At 69.4% G+C, this 14,309-nt stretch carries 16 protein-coding genes; 7 read left to right on the top strand and 9 right to left on the bottom strand.

The window, feature by feature from the left end; genetic code table 11:
- The first annotated feature begins 112 nt into the window (after positions 1–112).
- Both KF892_00715 and KF892_00710 read left to right on the top strand, forming a co-directional pair.
- Positions 113–1,330 carry an MFS transporter gene (locus KF892_00715; protein ID MBX3623504.1) on the top strand — a complete coding sequence of 406 codons (1,218 nt, stop codon included), beginning with the start codon at positions 113–115 and terminating at the stop codon, positions 1,328–1,330.
- A 75-nt stretch (positions 1,331–1,405) separates the two neighbouring features.
- Positions 1,406–1,969, top strand: coding sequence for a DUF1415 domain-containing protein (locus tag KF892_00710; protein MBX3623503.1), 564 nt, complete (start codon positions 1,406–1,408; stop codon positions 1,967–1,969).
- On the opposite strand, the gene KF892_00705 is transcribed toward KF892_00710, so the two are convergent.
- Positions 1,953–3,422 (bottom strand): PLP-dependent aminotransferase family protein, encoded by a 1,470-nt coding sequence (locus tag KF892_00705; GenBank protein MBX3623502.1) that lies wholly within the window; start codon positions 3,420–3,422, stop codon positions 1,953–1,955. The genes KF892_00710 and KF892_00705 overlap by 17 nt on opposite strands.
- 165 nt (positions 3,423–3,587) lie before the next feature.
- Here KF892_00705 and KF892_00700 point away from each other — a divergent pair, with 165 nt between their 5' ends.
- A complete protein-coding gene (locus KF892_00700) occupies positions 3,588–4,211 on the top strand; it encodes a glutathione S-transferase (GenBank protein MBX3623501.1) in 624 nt (207 codons plus the stop codon).
- A gap of 252 nt (positions 4,212–4,463) precedes the next feature.
- On the opposite strand, the gene KF892_00695 is transcribed toward KF892_00700, so the two are convergent.
- The gene (locus tag KF892_00695; protein MBX3623500.1) at positions 4,464–5,471 is read right to left on the bottom strand and encodes a tripartite tricarboxylate transporter substrate binding protein; all 1,008 of its coding nucleotides are present in this window, start codon (positions 5,469–5,471) and stop codon (positions 4,464–4,466) included.
- Positions 5,472–5,610: 139 nt separating this feature from the next.
- On the opposite strand from KF892_00695, the gene KF892_00690 reads away from it, so the two are divergent.
- Together KF892_00690 and KF892_00685 are read left to right on the top strand one after the other, a co-directional pair.
- Entirely contained in the window at positions 5,611–5,973 is a 363-nt protein-coding gene (locus KF892_00690) for a DUF1304 domain-containing protein (protein MBX3623499.1), read from the top strand.
- Between the two features lie 117 nt (positions 5,974–6,090).
- Positions 6,091–7,947, top strand: a complete 1,857-nt coding sequence (locus KF892_00685) for a response regulator (GenBank protein MBX3623498.1) — start codon at positions 6,091–6,093, stop codon at positions 7,945–7,947.
- Between the two features lie 4 nt (positions 7,948–7,951).
- On the opposite strand, the gene KF892_00680 is transcribed toward KF892_00685, so the two are convergent.
- Together KF892_00680 and KF892_00675 are read right to left on the bottom strand one after the other, a co-directional pair.
- Positions 7,952–8,791 carry a hypothetical protein gene (locus KF892_00680; GenBank protein ID MBX3623497.1) on the bottom strand — a complete coding sequence of 280 codons (840 nt, stop codon included), beginning with the start codon at positions 8,789–8,791 and terminating at the stop codon, positions 7,952–7,954.
- A gap of 216 nt (positions 8,792–9,007) precedes the next feature.
- The gene (locus KF892_00675) at positions 9,008–10,444 is read right to left on the bottom strand and encodes an alpha/beta hydrolase (GenBank protein MBX3623496.1); all 1,437 of its coding nucleotides are present in this window, start codon (positions 10,442–10,444) and stop codon (positions 9,008–9,010) included.
- An 86-nt stretch (positions 10,445–10,530) separates the two neighbouring features.
- On the opposite strand from KF892_00675, the gene KF892_00670 reads away from it, so the two are divergent.
- Entirely contained in the window at positions 10,531–11,088 is a 558-nt protein-coding gene (locus tag KF892_00670; GenBank protein MBX3623495.1) for a DUF3617 domain-containing protein, read from the top strand.
- On the opposite strand, the gene KF892_00665 is transcribed toward KF892_00670, so the two are convergent.
- Complete coding sequence (locus tag KF892_00665; protein MBX3623494.1) at positions 11,069–11,569, bottom strand: GNAT family N-acetyltransferase; 501 nt, start codon at positions 11,567–11,569, stop codon at positions 11,069–11,071. The two genes, KF892_00670 and KF892_00665, sit on opposite strands and share 20 nt — an antisense overlap.
- Positions 11,566–12,087 (bottom strand): GNAT family N-acetyltransferase, encoded by a 522-nt coding sequence (locus KF892_00660; protein ID MBX3623493.1) that lies wholly within the window; start codon positions 12,085–12,087, stop codon positions 11,566–11,568. The genes KF892_00665 and KF892_00660 overlap by 4 nt, the downstream gene beginning before the upstream one ends.
- A gap of 149 nt (positions 12,088–12,236) precedes the next feature.
- On the opposite strand from KF892_00660, the gene KF892_00655 reads away from it, so the two are divergent.
- Positions 12,237–13,253 (top strand): hypothetical protein, encoded by a 1,017-nt coding sequence (locus KF892_00655; protein MBX3623492.1) that lies wholly within the window; start codon positions 12,237–12,239, stop codon positions 13,251–13,253.
- Positions 13,254–13,259: 6 nt separating this feature from the next.
- On the opposite strand, the gene KF892_00650 is transcribed toward KF892_00655, so the two are convergent.
- From KF892_00650 to KF892_00640, 3 genes are read right to left on the bottom strand one after another with little or no spacing between them, the layout of a single operon-like run.
- Complete coding sequence (locus KF892_00650; protein ID MBX3623491.1) at positions 13,260–13,664, bottom strand: PIN domain-containing protein; 405 nt, start codon at positions 13,662–13,664, stop codon at positions 13,260–13,262.
- 2 nt (positions 13,665–13,666) lie between these two features.
- Positions 13,667–13,930, bottom strand: coding sequence for an AbrB/MazE/SpoVT family DNA-binding domain-containing protein (locus KF892_00645; GenBank protein ID MBX3623490.1), 264 nt, complete (start codon positions 13,928–13,930; stop codon positions 13,667–13,669).
- Between the two features lie 59 nt (positions 13,931–13,989).
- Positions 13,990–14,277 carry a hypothetical protein gene (locus tag KF892_00640; GenBank protein MBX3623489.1) on the bottom strand — a complete coding sequence of 96 codons (288 nt, stop codon included), beginning with the start codon at positions 14,275–14,277 and terminating at the stop codon, positions 13,990–13,992.
- Positions 14,278–14,309 lie beyond the last annotated feature (32 nt).

Raw genomic sequence — 14,309 nt, 5'->3', positions numbered from 1 at the left:
GGAATGTGATGCGGCGCCATTTCACATCGGCGCCGGCATGACCACCGATCGCAGGAAGGTCACCGGGATCGAAGTCGCACAATCCTGAACGACTTCGCATCAGGCCACTCCCATGCGCCACCAGCCGACTCGCGACGGGGCATCGCCCAAACCACCGCTGCCACGCGCGATCTGGGTTCTCGGCTTCGTCAGCCTGCTGATGGACGTCTCGTCGGAGCTCATTCACAGCCTGCTGCCGCTGTTCGTCGTGGGCACGCTGGGCGTGAGCGTGCTGGTGGTCGGGCTCATCGAGGGCGTCGCCGAGTCGACGGCGCTGATCGTCAAAGTCTTCTCGGGTGCGCTCAGCGACTACTTCCGCCGGCGCAAGCTGCTCGCCGTGGTGGGCTATGCCCTGGGTGCGCTGACCAAGCCCGCCTTCGCGCTGGCCCAGGGCGCCGGCCTGGTCGTCGCAGCACGCTTCGTCGACCGCATCGGCAAGGGCATTCGTGGGGCCCCGCGCGATGCGCTGGTGGCCGATCTGGTCGGCGCCGATCAACGCGGCGCGGCCTATGGGCTGCGCCAGTCGCTCGACACCGTGGGCGCCGTTGTCGGCCCGCTGCTCGCCACCGCGCTGATGCTGCTGTTCCTCGGCGACTTCCGCGCGGTGTTCTGGCTGGCAGTGGTGCCGGCCTTGATGGCGGTGGCGCTGCTGCTTTTCGGTGTGCGAGAGCCCGAGTCCACGCCTGGGCCCACTGCGGTCAACCCCATCCGGCCTGAGTCTCTGCGGCGCCTGGGCACTGCTTACTGGGCCGTGGTGTCGATTGGCGGCGTGTTCACGCTCGCACGCTTCAGCGAAGCTTTTTTGGTGCTCCGGGCCGAGCAGCTCGGCGTGGCGGCCAGTTTTGTGCCGCTGGTGATGGTGGCGATGAACCTCGCCTACGCGTTCAGCGCCTACCCGTTTGGCAAGCTCGCAGACACCATGAGCCACGCCGCCTTGTTGGCCTGCGGCCTGGTAGCACTTGTCGCCGCCGACCTGACGCTCGCCTTCGCGTCAGGCTGGCCGGTGATGCTGCTCGGCGTGGCCCTGTGGGGCCTGCACATGGGCATGACGCAGGGGCTGCTCGCTGCAATGGTGGCAGACACGGCGCCAGAGGACCTGCGCGGGACCGCCTTCGGCCTATTCAACTTGGTCAGCGGCCTGGCCATGCTGGCGGCGAGCGCCATCGCCGGCCTGCTGTGGGACCATCTTGGGGCAGCGACCACGTTCCTGGCGGGTGCCGCGTTCGCCGTCATCGCACTCGTCGCACTGGCCGCAGCGGAGGCTCGCCGCTCCCTGGCGCGAAGCGCCTGAATCGCGCCTGCCACAGCTCCGTCAAGCACCCGCGCTGTGTGGGATGCTCTGCACCTCCCACCACCACGGCCCACCGTGAACACGCCCCACGCCAGCACCGTCATCGCCGAAACCCGCGCCTGGCTCGAACACGCGGTGATCGGCCTCAACCTCTGCCCCTTCGCCAAGGCCGTGCACGCCAAGGGCCAGGTGCGCTACGTGGTGAGCGAAGCCACCGACCCCGAGGCACTGCTCGCCGAGCTGCTCGCCGAGATGCAGCGGCTTGCCGACACCGACCCGGCCGAGGTCGACACCACGCTCCTGATCCACCCGCAGGTGCTGCACGACTTCTACGACTTCAACGACTTCCTCGGCCTCGCCGAAGACGCGCTGGCCGAGGCTGGACATGAAGGTGTGCTGCAACTCGCGAGCTTCCACCCCGACTTCCAGTTCGCCGGCACCGACGCCGACGACGTGGGCAACGCCACCAACCGCGCGCCCTACCCCACGCTGCACCTGCTGCGCGAGGCGAGCATCGACCGGGCGGTGGCGGCCTTCCCCGAGGCCGAGGCGATCTACGAGGCCAACATCGAGACGATGGAACGGCTGGGGCCCGAGGGCTGGGCCGCGCTGCAGGCGCGCATCAAGGCCGCGCGCTGATCAGGTTCCCCGCGAGGCGCCCCAGCTCGCGCAAGCCCTGCTGCGCCTCGGCCGTGACGGGAAAGCCGCTGCTGATGCGCAGGCAGTTGTCGTAGCGCTTCGAGTTCGAGAAGAGCGGCCCGGGCACCACGCGGATGCCACGCTCCAGCGCCGCATCGCTCACGCGCTGGGCCTCGCAGCCGTCGGGCAGCTGCACCCACAGCAAGAGGCTGCCGGCCGGCACGTTGAAGCGCGTGCCTTCCGGGAAGCTCGCGACGATGCACTCGGCCACCTGCTCGCGTTGCGCCTTGAGCAGCCGGCGCAGGCGCGCGAGGTGGCGGTCATACGCGCTGCTGGCGATGAACTCGGCCGCGGTGATCTGCGAGAGCGCTTCGTTGGCGCGGCTCTGCGCGTACTTGAGCATCTGGATGCGCGCATGCCAGCGCCCGCCGCTCACCCAGCCCAGGCGCAGGCCGGGCGCGAGCGTCTTGCGCAGCGACGCGCAGTGGATCACGCTGCCGTCGCGGTCCCACGCTTTCACGGCTTTGAGCGGCACGCCGTCGTCGCAGAGCGCGCTGTAGGTGTCGTCTTCGATCACCGGCACTTCGAAGCGGCTGCACAGCTCGACCAGGCGCTGCTTGTGCCCATCGGGCATCACGCAGCCGAGCGGGTTCTGGAAATTCGGCACGACGACGACGGCCTGGATGCGCTCGTGCGTCTGCAGCGCGAGCTCCAGCGCCTCGATCGAGAGGCCGGTGCTGGGGCTGGTGGGGATCTCGAGCGCGCGCAGGCTCAGGCTCTCGAGCACCTGCAGCAGGCCGTAGTAGGCCGGTGACTCCACCGCCACCGTGTCGCCGGGCTGGCACACCGCGCGCAGCGCGACGTTGAGCGACTCCACGCAGCCTTGCGTGACCACGATGTCGTGCGCGGTCAGCTGCATGCCGGCGTCGAGCGCGCGGCGGGCGAGCACGGCGCGCAGGCCGGCATCGCCCGACGAGCCCACGGGTTTGACCAGCAGGTCGGGGTGCTGGCGCAGGGCGCGCATCGCGGCGTTCTTCAGCGCCTCGCCGGGGTATTGCTCGGGCGCGGCATAGGCTGCGGCGAAGTCGTGCTTGACCGCGCTGCGCTCGCCCTGCGCGACGAAGGCCGACACCCGGTCGTGGATGCCGACGTAGCGCGCGGCGTCGACCGCCTCGGCGGTGTCGGGCTCGCGTGCCGGCGGCATCGCGAGGCGCCGGGCCGTGCGCACGAAGTAGCCCGAGCGGGGCCGCGCTTCGAGCAGGCCTTCGTCTTCGAGGTGGCGGCAGGCCTGCAAGGCGGTCGACAGGCTCACCTGGTGCAGGCGCGTCATCGAGCGCACCGAGGGCATGCGGGCGCCGGGCGCGAGCGTGCCGGCGCGAATGGCGCCGCGGTAGTGGTGCGCGACGCGCTGATACAGAGGCTCGGAGGCGAGGTTCGTTTCCACGGTGTCCATGATGCAGGCCGCAGGCGCGGGCAGACCGGAACAGATGCCAGCTTACTGCGCCATAACAGGCACGGCGTTGCGCATCTGATGCGGAACACACGGCCGCGGCCTGTGCCTGTTCGGCGTGAAGCGCGATCCCTACGCTTGCAGCCATCGCATCAACACGAGGCCGCCATGCTGCAAGTGCTCGGAAAGTCATCGTCGATCAACGTGCGCAAGGTGCTGTGGACCTGTGTAGAGCTAGGCCTTGCGTTCGAGCAGGAGGAATGGGGCGCGGGCTTCCGCGACACCCGCGTTCCCGAGTTCACCGCCCTCAACCCGAACGCGATGGTGCCGGTGATCCGGGACGGCGAGTTCGTGCTGTGGGAGTCGAACACCATCTGCCGCTACCTTGCGCACAAGGCCGGCCGCACCGACCTGCTGCCGGCCGATGCGCAGGGCCGCGCTGCCGTCGAGAAGTGGATGGACTGGCAAGCCACCGAGCTCAACAACAGCTGGCGCTACGCCTTCATGGGCCTGGTGCGGCACAGCCCGCAGCACGCCGACCGCAGCGCCATCGCAGCGAGCGTCGCCGAGTTCCATCGCCACATGGCGATGCTCGATGCGCAACTGGCCCGCACCGGCGCCTATGCGGCAGGCGCCACCTTCACGCTGGCCGATGTGGTGCTGGGCCTGTCGACGCACCGCTGGCATTCGCTGCCGGTGGAGCGCCCCGCACTGCCGGCCGTCGCCGCTTACTACGAGCGTCTGAGCACACGGCCGGGCTTTCTGCGCCACGGCCGCAATGGGCAACCCTGAGGAGCCACCATGCACACCGAATCCCAATGGCTGCAACCCGGCCAGGCGCAATCGTCATGGATCGAAGGAGGCAGCCACCTGATCGTGCAGCGCGGCGGCGCCAGGATCACCCTGCCCGCGGCCGGCTGGCTGGCCATGGGGCCGCGCGCGACGCTCACGCTCCCCGCCGGCAGCGCCCACTGTCTGCAGCGCGGCGGGTGGGTGGAGCTGGAGGCCCTCGGCCCGCGATCGGCCGAGGTGCTGATCGTCCCCCTACTCGGCGCGCGCCCCCGAGGCCTTCACCACCTTGGCCCACTTGCGGGTCTCGGAGGCGATGAGCCGGGTGAAAGCCGCCGAGCTCATGCCGCTCGGAATGGCGCCCTGCGCGAGCATGCGGTCGCGCAGGGCGGGGTTCTTGAGCGCATTGGCCGTCTCCTGCTGCACGCGGCTCACCACGTCGGGTGGCGTGCCGGCCGGCGCCAGCAGGCCGAACCATGAGGTCGCCTCGTAGCCCTTGAGCGCCGGGCCGCCCGCCTCTTCGACGGTGGGCAGGTCCAGCATCGTCAACGAGCGGGTGCTGCCGGTGACGGCCAGCGCCTTGAGCTTGCCCGACTTGATGTGCGGCATCGACGACGGGAAGTTGTCGAACATCACGTCCATCGTGCCGCCGATCAGGTCGATCAGCGCCGGGCCCGAGCCGCGGTACGGGAAATGGACCATGAAGGTGCCGCTCATGGTCTTGAAGAGTTCACCCGCGAGGTGGATGGAGGTGCCGTTGCCGGCGCTGGCCATGTTGAGCTTGCCGGGGTTGGCCTTGGCGTACTTGATCAGGTCGGCCACGCTGTTGATCTTGGCGGCGGCGGCCTTGGCCGGGTTCATCACCAGCACGTTGGGCACGTTGGCCACGAGCGTGATGGGGGCGAAGTCCTTGATGTGATCGAAGGGCATGCTCTGGTAGAGCGCGGCATTGATCGCGTGCGTGCCCACGGTGCCCAGCAGCAGCGTGTGCCCGTCGGGCAGCGACTTGGCCACCTCGGCCGCACCCACGTTGCCGCCGGCGCCGGCCTTGTTGTCGACGACGAAGGGTTGGCCGAAAGCCTTCTGCAGCTCGGGGGCGAGCGCGCGGGCCAGCACGTCGGTCGTGCCGCCAGGGGCGAAGGGCACGACGATGCGCACCGGCTTGCTCGGCCAGCCTTGGGCCTGGGCGCGCGGGGCTGACAGGGCGATGGGGGCGGCGGCAGCCGCCAGCAGCAGGCGGCGACGGTCGGCAGACAGGTTCATGGTGTGGGGATGACAGCGGTGTGAGGCGGCGCACTATGCGTGCCGATCCGTACACTGCCCAGCCGGGAATGCCCTAGACGCCGTTCCGCGGAAGGCGCTGAAGAAACTACCCAGCCAAATACGTACAAAGGAGAACACCATGTGGATCGCCGTCGCTCTTGTCGCCCTCGTGGCCTTGCTGCACCTCTACTTCCTGGTGCTGGAGATGTTCCTCTGGGACACGCCCACCGGCCGCAAGGTCTTCGGCAACACGCCCGAGTTCGCCGCGGCCTCGAAGGTGCTGGCAGCGAACCAGGGGCTCTACAACGGCTTCCTCGCCGCCGGCCTCGTGTGGAGCCTGTGGCTCGGCCTGGCCGCGGCGGGGCGCCCGATCGCCCTCTTCTTCCTCGGCTGCGTGGTCGTCGCCGGGGTCTACGGTGCCCTCACCGCGAGCCGCAAGATCCTCTTCGTGCAGGCCCTGCCGGGGGCCATCGCCATCGCTGCAGTGCTCTTCACGAGCTGAGCACACGGCGCACCTCACGGCGTGCGTCGTCACGCCACCACAGGCCCGCCCTCGCATGCACCGTGCGAGGGCGTTTTTGTTCGTGGGCCCCACCAACGGGGGTACATTGCTCGCCACATGGCATCAGCCGACCCCACGCCTTCTGCGACCCCCGGTGCGCCTCGAAGCGCAGCGGGTGCCGCACCCGATGCGGCGCACGACATCCGCAGGCGGGTGCGTGTGGCCCAGATGGCGATGGTCTTCGACCAGACCTCGGTGGCCGTGTTTGCCGCCACCGGCTTTGCCGTGGCACTGGCGCTCTACCTGCAAGACATCATCGGCCGCGACATCGTCTACCTGTGGCTCGCCATCAAGGTGGCCGTGGTGGTGCCGCGCGTGGCGCACGGCCTGCTCTTCCGCAGCCGCAAGAACGACTCGCTGAGCTGGCTGCACTGGGGCCGCGCCATGCTCTTCATCGACGGCGCCGCCTGGGGCCTGGCCGGGCTCATGTTCGCCGGCATCGAAGACCACTCCACGCTCACGCTCGTGGTGGCCACGCTGGCCGGCGTGAGCACCATCGCCGCCTTCGTGTTGCACGCCGACTGGCCTTCGTGCGTGGCCTACACCGCGCCGATGCAGGTGCCCGGCATCGTGATGATGCTGTCGCGCGGCGATGCGCTTGGCGTCTACGGCGCCTTCGCCGTGCTGACCTTCTACACGCTGCTGCTGGTGTCGACCCGGCGCTCCGAGCGGCAGGTGGTGGAGATGCTCACGCTGCGCTACACCAACGAGCAACTCACCACGCAGCTCAGCTCGGCGCTCGAGATGGCACGCCTGGAGAACCAGGCGAAGAACGAGTTCGTCGCCAACATGAGCCATGAGCTGCGCACGCCGCTGCACGGCATCCTCGGCGTGTCGAACATGCTGCTCAGCGGCCCGGCCGGCGCGAGCCCGCGCGAGGGGCTGGGCGTGATCCGCCGCTGCGGCGAGCACCTGCTGGGGCTCATCAACAACATCCTCGAGTACTCGCGCTTCGGCGTGCAGGGCGTGAAGCTGCACCCGCAGGCGGTCGACCTGGCGCAGCTGGTCGACGACAGCGTGGCGATGTGCAAGCCGAGCGCGGCCGAGAAAGGCCTGCCCATCCACGGCAGCATCGACCTGCCGCGCCCCTGCGTGGCGATGGCCGACCCGTTCCGCCTGCGGCAGATCCTGCTCAACCTGATCGGCAATTCGGTGAAGTTCACCGAGCGTGGGTCGATTCGTGTGCACGCCGCTGCCACCGAAGGCGGCCGGCAGCTGCGCGTGCGTGTGGAAGACACCGGCGTGGGCATCGCGCCCTCGGCGCTCGACAGCATCTTCGAGCCCTTCGTGCAGGTCGACAGCTCCAACACCCGCCGTTTCGGCGGCACCGGCCTGGGCCTGTCGATCACGCGCTCGCTGTGCGAGGCGATGGGCGGTCGCATCACCTGCCGCAGCACCTTGGGCCAGGGCTCGACCTTCGAGGTGATGCTGCCCATCGAGCTGCCGCCCACACCAGCGCAAAGCCCGGCCTCGCTGCCGCCCGGCCACGGCGCATCGACCGCCCGCCTGCGCGGCAAGGTGCTGCTGGCCGAAGACAACGAGGTCAACGCCATCGTGGGCGAGTCGGCGCTGGTGCGCCTGGGGCTGCAGGTCGACCGGGTGCCGAGCGGCGTGGGCGTGGTCGAGCGGGTGTGCCAGACCGAGCAGCCCCGGCCCGACCTCGTGCTGCTCGATTGCCAGATGCCCGAGATGGATGGCTTCGAGGCGGCGCGCCGCATCCGCGCGCACGAGGCCGAACACGGTCTGCCGCGCCTGCCGATCGTCGCGCTCACCGCCAACGTCTTCCCCGAAGACCGCGAGCAGTGCCGTGCCGCTGGCATGGACGACTACCTCGCCAAGCCCTTCGACATCGAGCAACTGCGCGCCGTGCTCGCGCTGCACCTCGAAGAAGCCACGGCGCGAACGCCGGCCTGAGCGCTCAGTGCGACAGGCCCGAGGTGGCGCGGCCCCCGAGGCCGAAGCTCACCGCCGACGCCAGCGCCTCGAAGACTTCGATGTCGGGGTGGAACTCGCGGAACACGAAGTCGTAGTCCTGCGGGCGCTTGTCGCGCACCTGCGAGTCGGCCAGCAGCGTGTCGCGGAAGAGCACGCGGTGCGGCAGGTTGCCGGCGTGCTTGAGTGGCGCGAGGCGCTCGTCGCCGTAGAGATCGGTGAACCCGAGGCAAAGGTAGGTGCGCAGCAGCGAGCGGCGCGAGCCCGCGACCACGCCGCCGATCTGCATCGCGATGCAGTAGAGGTGCACCGCCTTCAGCAGGGCCAGGCGCACCTGGTGCTCGTAGCCGGGCAGCACGCACAGGCGGGTGATCTCGGCGAGGAGTCGCCCCTGCTTCTCGGGCGGCAGCTCGATGCTGCCTTCGATCTGCAGCGGCGCATGGCGGTTGCTCTGGATGCGCGCCGAGCCGACGATGCTGCCGGTGGCCTTGTCTTCGGCGTAGAAGATCACGGTGCCCGGCGTGCGGTCTTGCGCGTCGGCGCTGCCGAAGGCGGCGGCCTGCTCGGGCAGGTGCCGGCCATAAGCCATCTGCCGAAGCGCCTGTACCCGTAGCAGCTGGAGCTCGTCGCACACGAGTTTCACCTTGAACGGCAGGCCAAGCCCGATGGCGGGTTGCGCCGGCCGCGGGATGGCGGTGATGACCGCATCGGGGCCCGTGCCGTCGCCGAGTGGCGTGGTGGTGATGTTGCTGGTGGTGCTCCTGCCCAATTCAGGCGCACGCGACACCGGCAACAGCGTTGCCGGAGAAAAGTCTTCCCTGTACATGATGGTCCCTGTTGCAACCCGTGGCGTTTCGCTCTGTCGGGCTCCCGGTGCAAGCATCTCAAGGCGGCGTGTCGGCACCTAGAGGGGTCATGCGCATGAGTTGTTGCGAGTTGTTTGCGCAGGCGTCCCCCAGGCGTACTTGGTGACAACTTGGTGTGCTAACCCCCAAACTCAAGGGATAGCCAAAGCGCGGTCGGCTCGCTCTTCAACGTGGCGTCACTTGGTGATGGCGGGCGTCTGCGACCAGATGGTGTGCACGTCGCCGTTGTTCTCGCGGCCGCGCATCTCGCTCACCGAGAAGTACACGCGGCTGGGCGGCGGGGCTTCCACCGCCATGTCGCGCGCCACGAGGCTGGCGCCGGCGAGGTCGATGCGGCTGTTGTCGGCGCGCACCGCCACCCGGCCGGTGAGGCGCAGGTTGGTGGCCGTCACCTCGCTGTCGGTGGCAGCGAGTGCCACGTCGTCGGCTTCGACCACGGTGTCGTCGATCGTCGCCGTCGAGCCCTTGAGCACGAGGCGCTTGATGCGCGCCGAGTGCACCCGCACGCCGAGGCAGTTGTCGAGCGTGAGGGTGTCGAAGCGGCCGGTGTAGCTGCGGTTGGCCTCGGCCGAGCAGGTCACGTCGCCTTGCGAGATCTCGGGCACCGTCACCGCGTACTTGGGCGCGAGCGGTGCGGTCAGCGCCTCCAGCAGCAGCGCGCGGAAGGCCTCGGGGCTCTCCAGCATGGGCGTGTGGCCCACGCCGTCGATCACCTTGAGCCTTGCATCGGGCAGGCGCGCGGCCAGCAGCCGGCCGGTGCGCAGCGGGGCGATCGGGTCGTCGGCGCCCCAGATCACGGTGGTGGCCGCGGTGGTCTCGCGGATGGCGCGGGTGAAGTCGTGCTCCACCAGCCCGAGCCCGGCTTCCACCTGCGTGTAGCGGCCAAGCAGGGCGTAGCGCACACCCGGGTTCTGCGCCAGCCAGCGGCTGAAGTCGAAACGGTCGTCGAGGTTGCCGAACACGCCGCGCTTGATGCCGCGCAGCCGATCGCTCACGCCACTGAGGATGCGATCGACCGGCGCGATGCCGACCTGCGGCGTGCGCAGGTTGGCCATGTGCTGCACGTAGACCGTCTTGAGCAGGATGCCGGCCGCGTCGACCAGCACGAGCCGCTCGACCTGCGCGCCATAGGCATGCGCGAAGAAGAGGCTCACCGCTCCGCCCAGCGAGTGGCCCACCACATGGGCCTTCTGGCCTGGCGCGAGCTGCTCCAGCACCTGCGACAGCACGCGCCCAAGCGCGATGAACGAGTAGCCCTCGCCATTCCCCGGCGAGGCGCCGAAGCCCGGCAGGTCGACCGTGATCACATGGAACTGCGCCGCCAGCGGCCGGATCACCGGCGCCCAGTCGCGATGCGCGTTGTTGCCGAGGCCATGCACCAGCAGCACCGGCGGCGCCTTCGCATCGCCCGCTTCGCCCGTCAGCACCCGCTGGCCGCCGTTGAGCTTGAGGCACTTGTATTGAAGCTGCTGCAGGCGCGGCGGGGGCAGCACGGGCGCAGCACCCGAGGCCGCCGGCGGCACGGGCTCCACGCAGGGCGCGGTGCTCGCGGTCTGCGCCACGGCCAGAACCCCTGTGAAGAAAAGGGCCGCGGCCACGGTCAGGTTCCGCACTCGTCGGATCATTGGCAGATGGGTCGTCACAGGCCGGCATTCTGGCCGATGACCCGACCGCAGCATCTCCAGAGGACCCCGCATCGATGATGAAGTCGAAGACAACGCTCACCGCCCTGCTCTGCGCTGGCACCGTGCTCGCCGCGCAGGCCCAGACCAGCCCCAGCCCGCGCATCGAAGCGGGCCTGTGGGAGATCAACATGTCGATCAAGAGCCAGACCGGCAAGGCCGAGATGGCGATGCGCCAGGCGCAGGCCTACATCGCGAGCCTGCCGCCCGCGCAGCGCAAGCAGGTCGAGGAGGTGATGGCCCAGCAGGGCGTGAAGCTCGGCGACAAGACGAGCACCGTCAACGCCTGCATCAGCAAGGAAGACGCCGAGCGCGGCACCATCCCCCAGCAGGCCGGCGACTGCACACAAGACGTGCTGGAGAAAACCGCCAGCTCGATGAAGGTGAAGTTCAGCTGCACCACCAACCCACCGGCCAGCGGCGAAGCGGTGGTCGACTTCCAGAGCCCGACCGCCTACACCAGCCGCGGCATCGTCGACACGGTGGTGCTCGGCCAGAGCGAGCGGGTGTCGGTCGAGCAGACCGGCCGCTGGCTCGGCGCCGAGTGCGGCAGCGTCAGGCCGCTGGGGAAGTGATCTCCGCCCGCAGCGGCTTCTGCATCATGATGTAGGTGGGGCGTGCATAGCCCTCGTGCGAATGCTCGGCCGTGCGCACGAAGCCGAGGGCGGCGAAGGTCTTGTGGTTCTCCACCAGCTCGATGCGCGTCTCGAGCTCCATCACCGGCCGGCCGGTCTGCAGCGCAAAGTGCTCGGCGGCCTGCATCAGCCGGCGGCCGATGCCCTGCCCCTGCCGGCCCGGCTTGACCGCCACCTTCCCGACGTAGACGCATTCGGCTTTCACCTTCGCGAAAGCGCAGCCGATCAACTGCCCCGATTCGACTGCCAGGAAGAGCGTTTCATCCTGCGCCTTCTGCGCCAGCGACGTCGCATCCAGCCGGTACAGCGACGACGGTGGGTCGATCCGCGCCCGCTGATAGTCGAACGCCGCGAGCAGCAGCGCCCAGAGTTCGGGCCACTGCTGGAACCCGGACGGCGCTTGAATGATCTCGAGGGTCATGACAGCCTCTTGAAGAAGATGGTGGTGCCGCAGAGCGAGCCGTCGGGCATGAGCGCGTAGTCGGGGATGGTGCCGCACAGCGACCAGCCTTCGCGCCGGTAGAGCCGCTCGGCTTCCGGCGTGGCGGTGTCGAGCACGAGTACCGTGCGACCGATGCGCCGTGCCACGGCCTCGGCTTCGCGCATCAGCTGCGCACCCACGCCGAGGCGCCGTGCGCGCCGGTGCACGAGGAGCTTCGACACGTCGGCGCGGTGCGGCTGGTTTTCCTTCATCGCGAGCACGAGCTGCACGGTGCCGGCGATGCGGCCATCGCCGTCTCGCGCCACCAGCAGCACGGTCTCGTCGCGCTCGACCGCGTCGGCCACACCCTCCCAGAAGCGCTGGGCCTTGGCGACCGACATCGGCTGCACGAAGCCGACCGAGGCGCCGCCGGCCACGCAGTCCATCAACAGGTCACACAGCGCCGGCACATGCGCCCGCGTGGCGTCGGCGTCGAGCTGCTGCAAGACGACACTCATCACGAACTCCTGGAAGAGGGGCGCCCACTTTATCGTCAGCACCGGCCGCGTGTCGCAAACAGATACCGCGTCTTTGCACGCCGGAAACACAAGCCCGCGAAGCCGCTTGCCAGAATTCACCCCACAACAGCAACACCCGAGGGACCACCATGCTCGACCGCCGGCCCGCCGCCGCACTGGCCATGCTCTTCGCCACCGTGACCCTCAGCGCCTGTGGTGGCAGCTCCGACTCGCCCGCGCCGCCCCCGAGCGGCCCCGACCTCACACAGCGCAGCAACGCGGCCACCGCCACCGCGCAAAGCAGCACCAACCTCTGCAACGCGATCCGACCCTTCTATTGGGAGATCGGCGACGGCACGCAGCGCCGCGCCAGCGGCTCGGTGAACGCCGCCGGCAACGCCACCACCTACACCGCGAGCACGGTGATGTCGATCGCCTCGGCCTCGAAGTGGCTCTACGGCGCCTACGTGGCCGAGCGCAGAGGCGGCGCGCTCACCACCGAAGACATCCAGTACCTCACCTTCCGCAGCGGCTACACCGGCCTCGTGCCCATCGGCGACTGCCAGCAGACCGACACCGTGGCCGGCTGCGTGGCCCGCAACGACAACGACGTGCAGACACCCGCGCACGTGGGCAAGTTCTATTACAACGGCGGCCACATGCAGAAGCATGCGAGCCTCGCCGCGCCCGGTGTGGACCTCGGCGCGATGGACAACGCAGCACTCGCCGCCGAGATGCGCCGCCTGCTCGGCAACGACATCGCGATGACCTACACCCAGCCGCAGCCGGCCGGCGGCGTGCGCACCAGCGCGAACGACTACGCCGTCTTCCTGCGCAAGCTCATCACCAACCAGCTGCGCATGGGCGCACTCCTCGGCGCGAACAAGGTCTGCACCAACCCCGTGACCTGCAGCGACGCACTCTCCACGCCGATCACCAACGGGCTCGACTGGCACTACTCCATCGGCCACTGGGTGGAAGATGACGCCACACGCAGCGACGGCGCCTTCAGCAGCGCCGGGGCCTTCGGCTTCTACCCCTGGGTCGACGCGACCAAGACCTGGTACGGCATCGTCGCGCGCTCCGACGTGCTGGGCGGAGGCAACGAGTCGGCCGACTGCGGCGCGCTGATCCGCCGCGCGTGGGTCACCGGCGTGGCGCAGTAGGCCTCGTCACGAGCTGCGGATCCAGTTCTCCACCCGCAGCCCTTCGACGCGCTTGAAGTGCCGCACGCTGTCGGTCACGAGCACCGCGCCGAGCGCGAGCGCATGGGCGGCGATCATCTCGTCGAAGTCGCCCAGCGTGTGGCCCTTGGCGCGCAGCTTCGCGCGCAGCAGGCCGTGGAACTCGGCGCAGGCGTCGTCCCACGGTTCCGTGCGGGCGACCGAGAGGAAGGCATCCACGTAGCGCTCGAGCTGGATCGCCTGCGGCTTGAGCGCCACGCCGTAGCGCATCTCGGCGTTGGTGACGGCGGAGATGCACCACTCGTCGGGCTGCAGGCGCGAGAGGCGGCTGTCGAGGCCGGCGGTGCCGCGCATCGCGGCGGTGGCGGTGTTGGTGTCGAGCAGGTAGAGCATCGTCACTCCACCCAGGTATCAAACGGGTCGCGGCGTTGCGTGCTCTGCGCACGGTCGCTCAGCGTGTCGTCAGGCAGCTCGCCCAGCTGATGGCGCAGCGCCATGAACTCCACCCAAGACAGCTCGGGCCGCGCCGACAGGATGACGTTGCCGGTGCGCGGGTCGCGGCGGATGTAGACCTCGTCTCCCTCGAAGCGGAACTCGGCCGGCAGGCGCACGGCCTGGCTGCCTCCGTTGGTGAAAAGCTTGGCGGTCTTGTAGGTCATGGGCGGGCCCTCGAAGGCGTCTCTATTTCAGTATAGACACGCCTCCGGGCCCGCAGGCGCTATGACAGCAGGCCCGGTCGGGTATCGGTGGGCGCGGCCAGCGCGCCGTGCTCCAGGTCGCTCATCAGCGTGTCGGCCCAGGCCGATTCGCTGTCGGTGGCGTAGAAGCGCGATTCGCCGGTGGAGCGGCGCTTGACCACCAGCAGCCCGCCGGCAAGGCGGAACAACTGCGCGAGCGGCGACGAACGGTCGGCCTGGATCTCGAAGTCATTGGCGTCGTAGCCGGCCGACGACAACATCTGGCCCACGGCCTGGACTTGGCGCTGGAAACGGGGAAGGTCTGACATGGGGCCCCCTGGAGAGTGCTTCGTGGAGACAC

The sequence above is a fragment of the Rhizobacter sp. genome (assembly GCA_019635355.1).
Classification (GTDB): Bacteria; Pseudomonadota; Gammaproteobacteria; order Burkholderiales; family Burkholderiaceae_C; genus Rhizobacter.
This window is presented reverse-complemented; position numbering and strand designations above follow the sequence as displayed.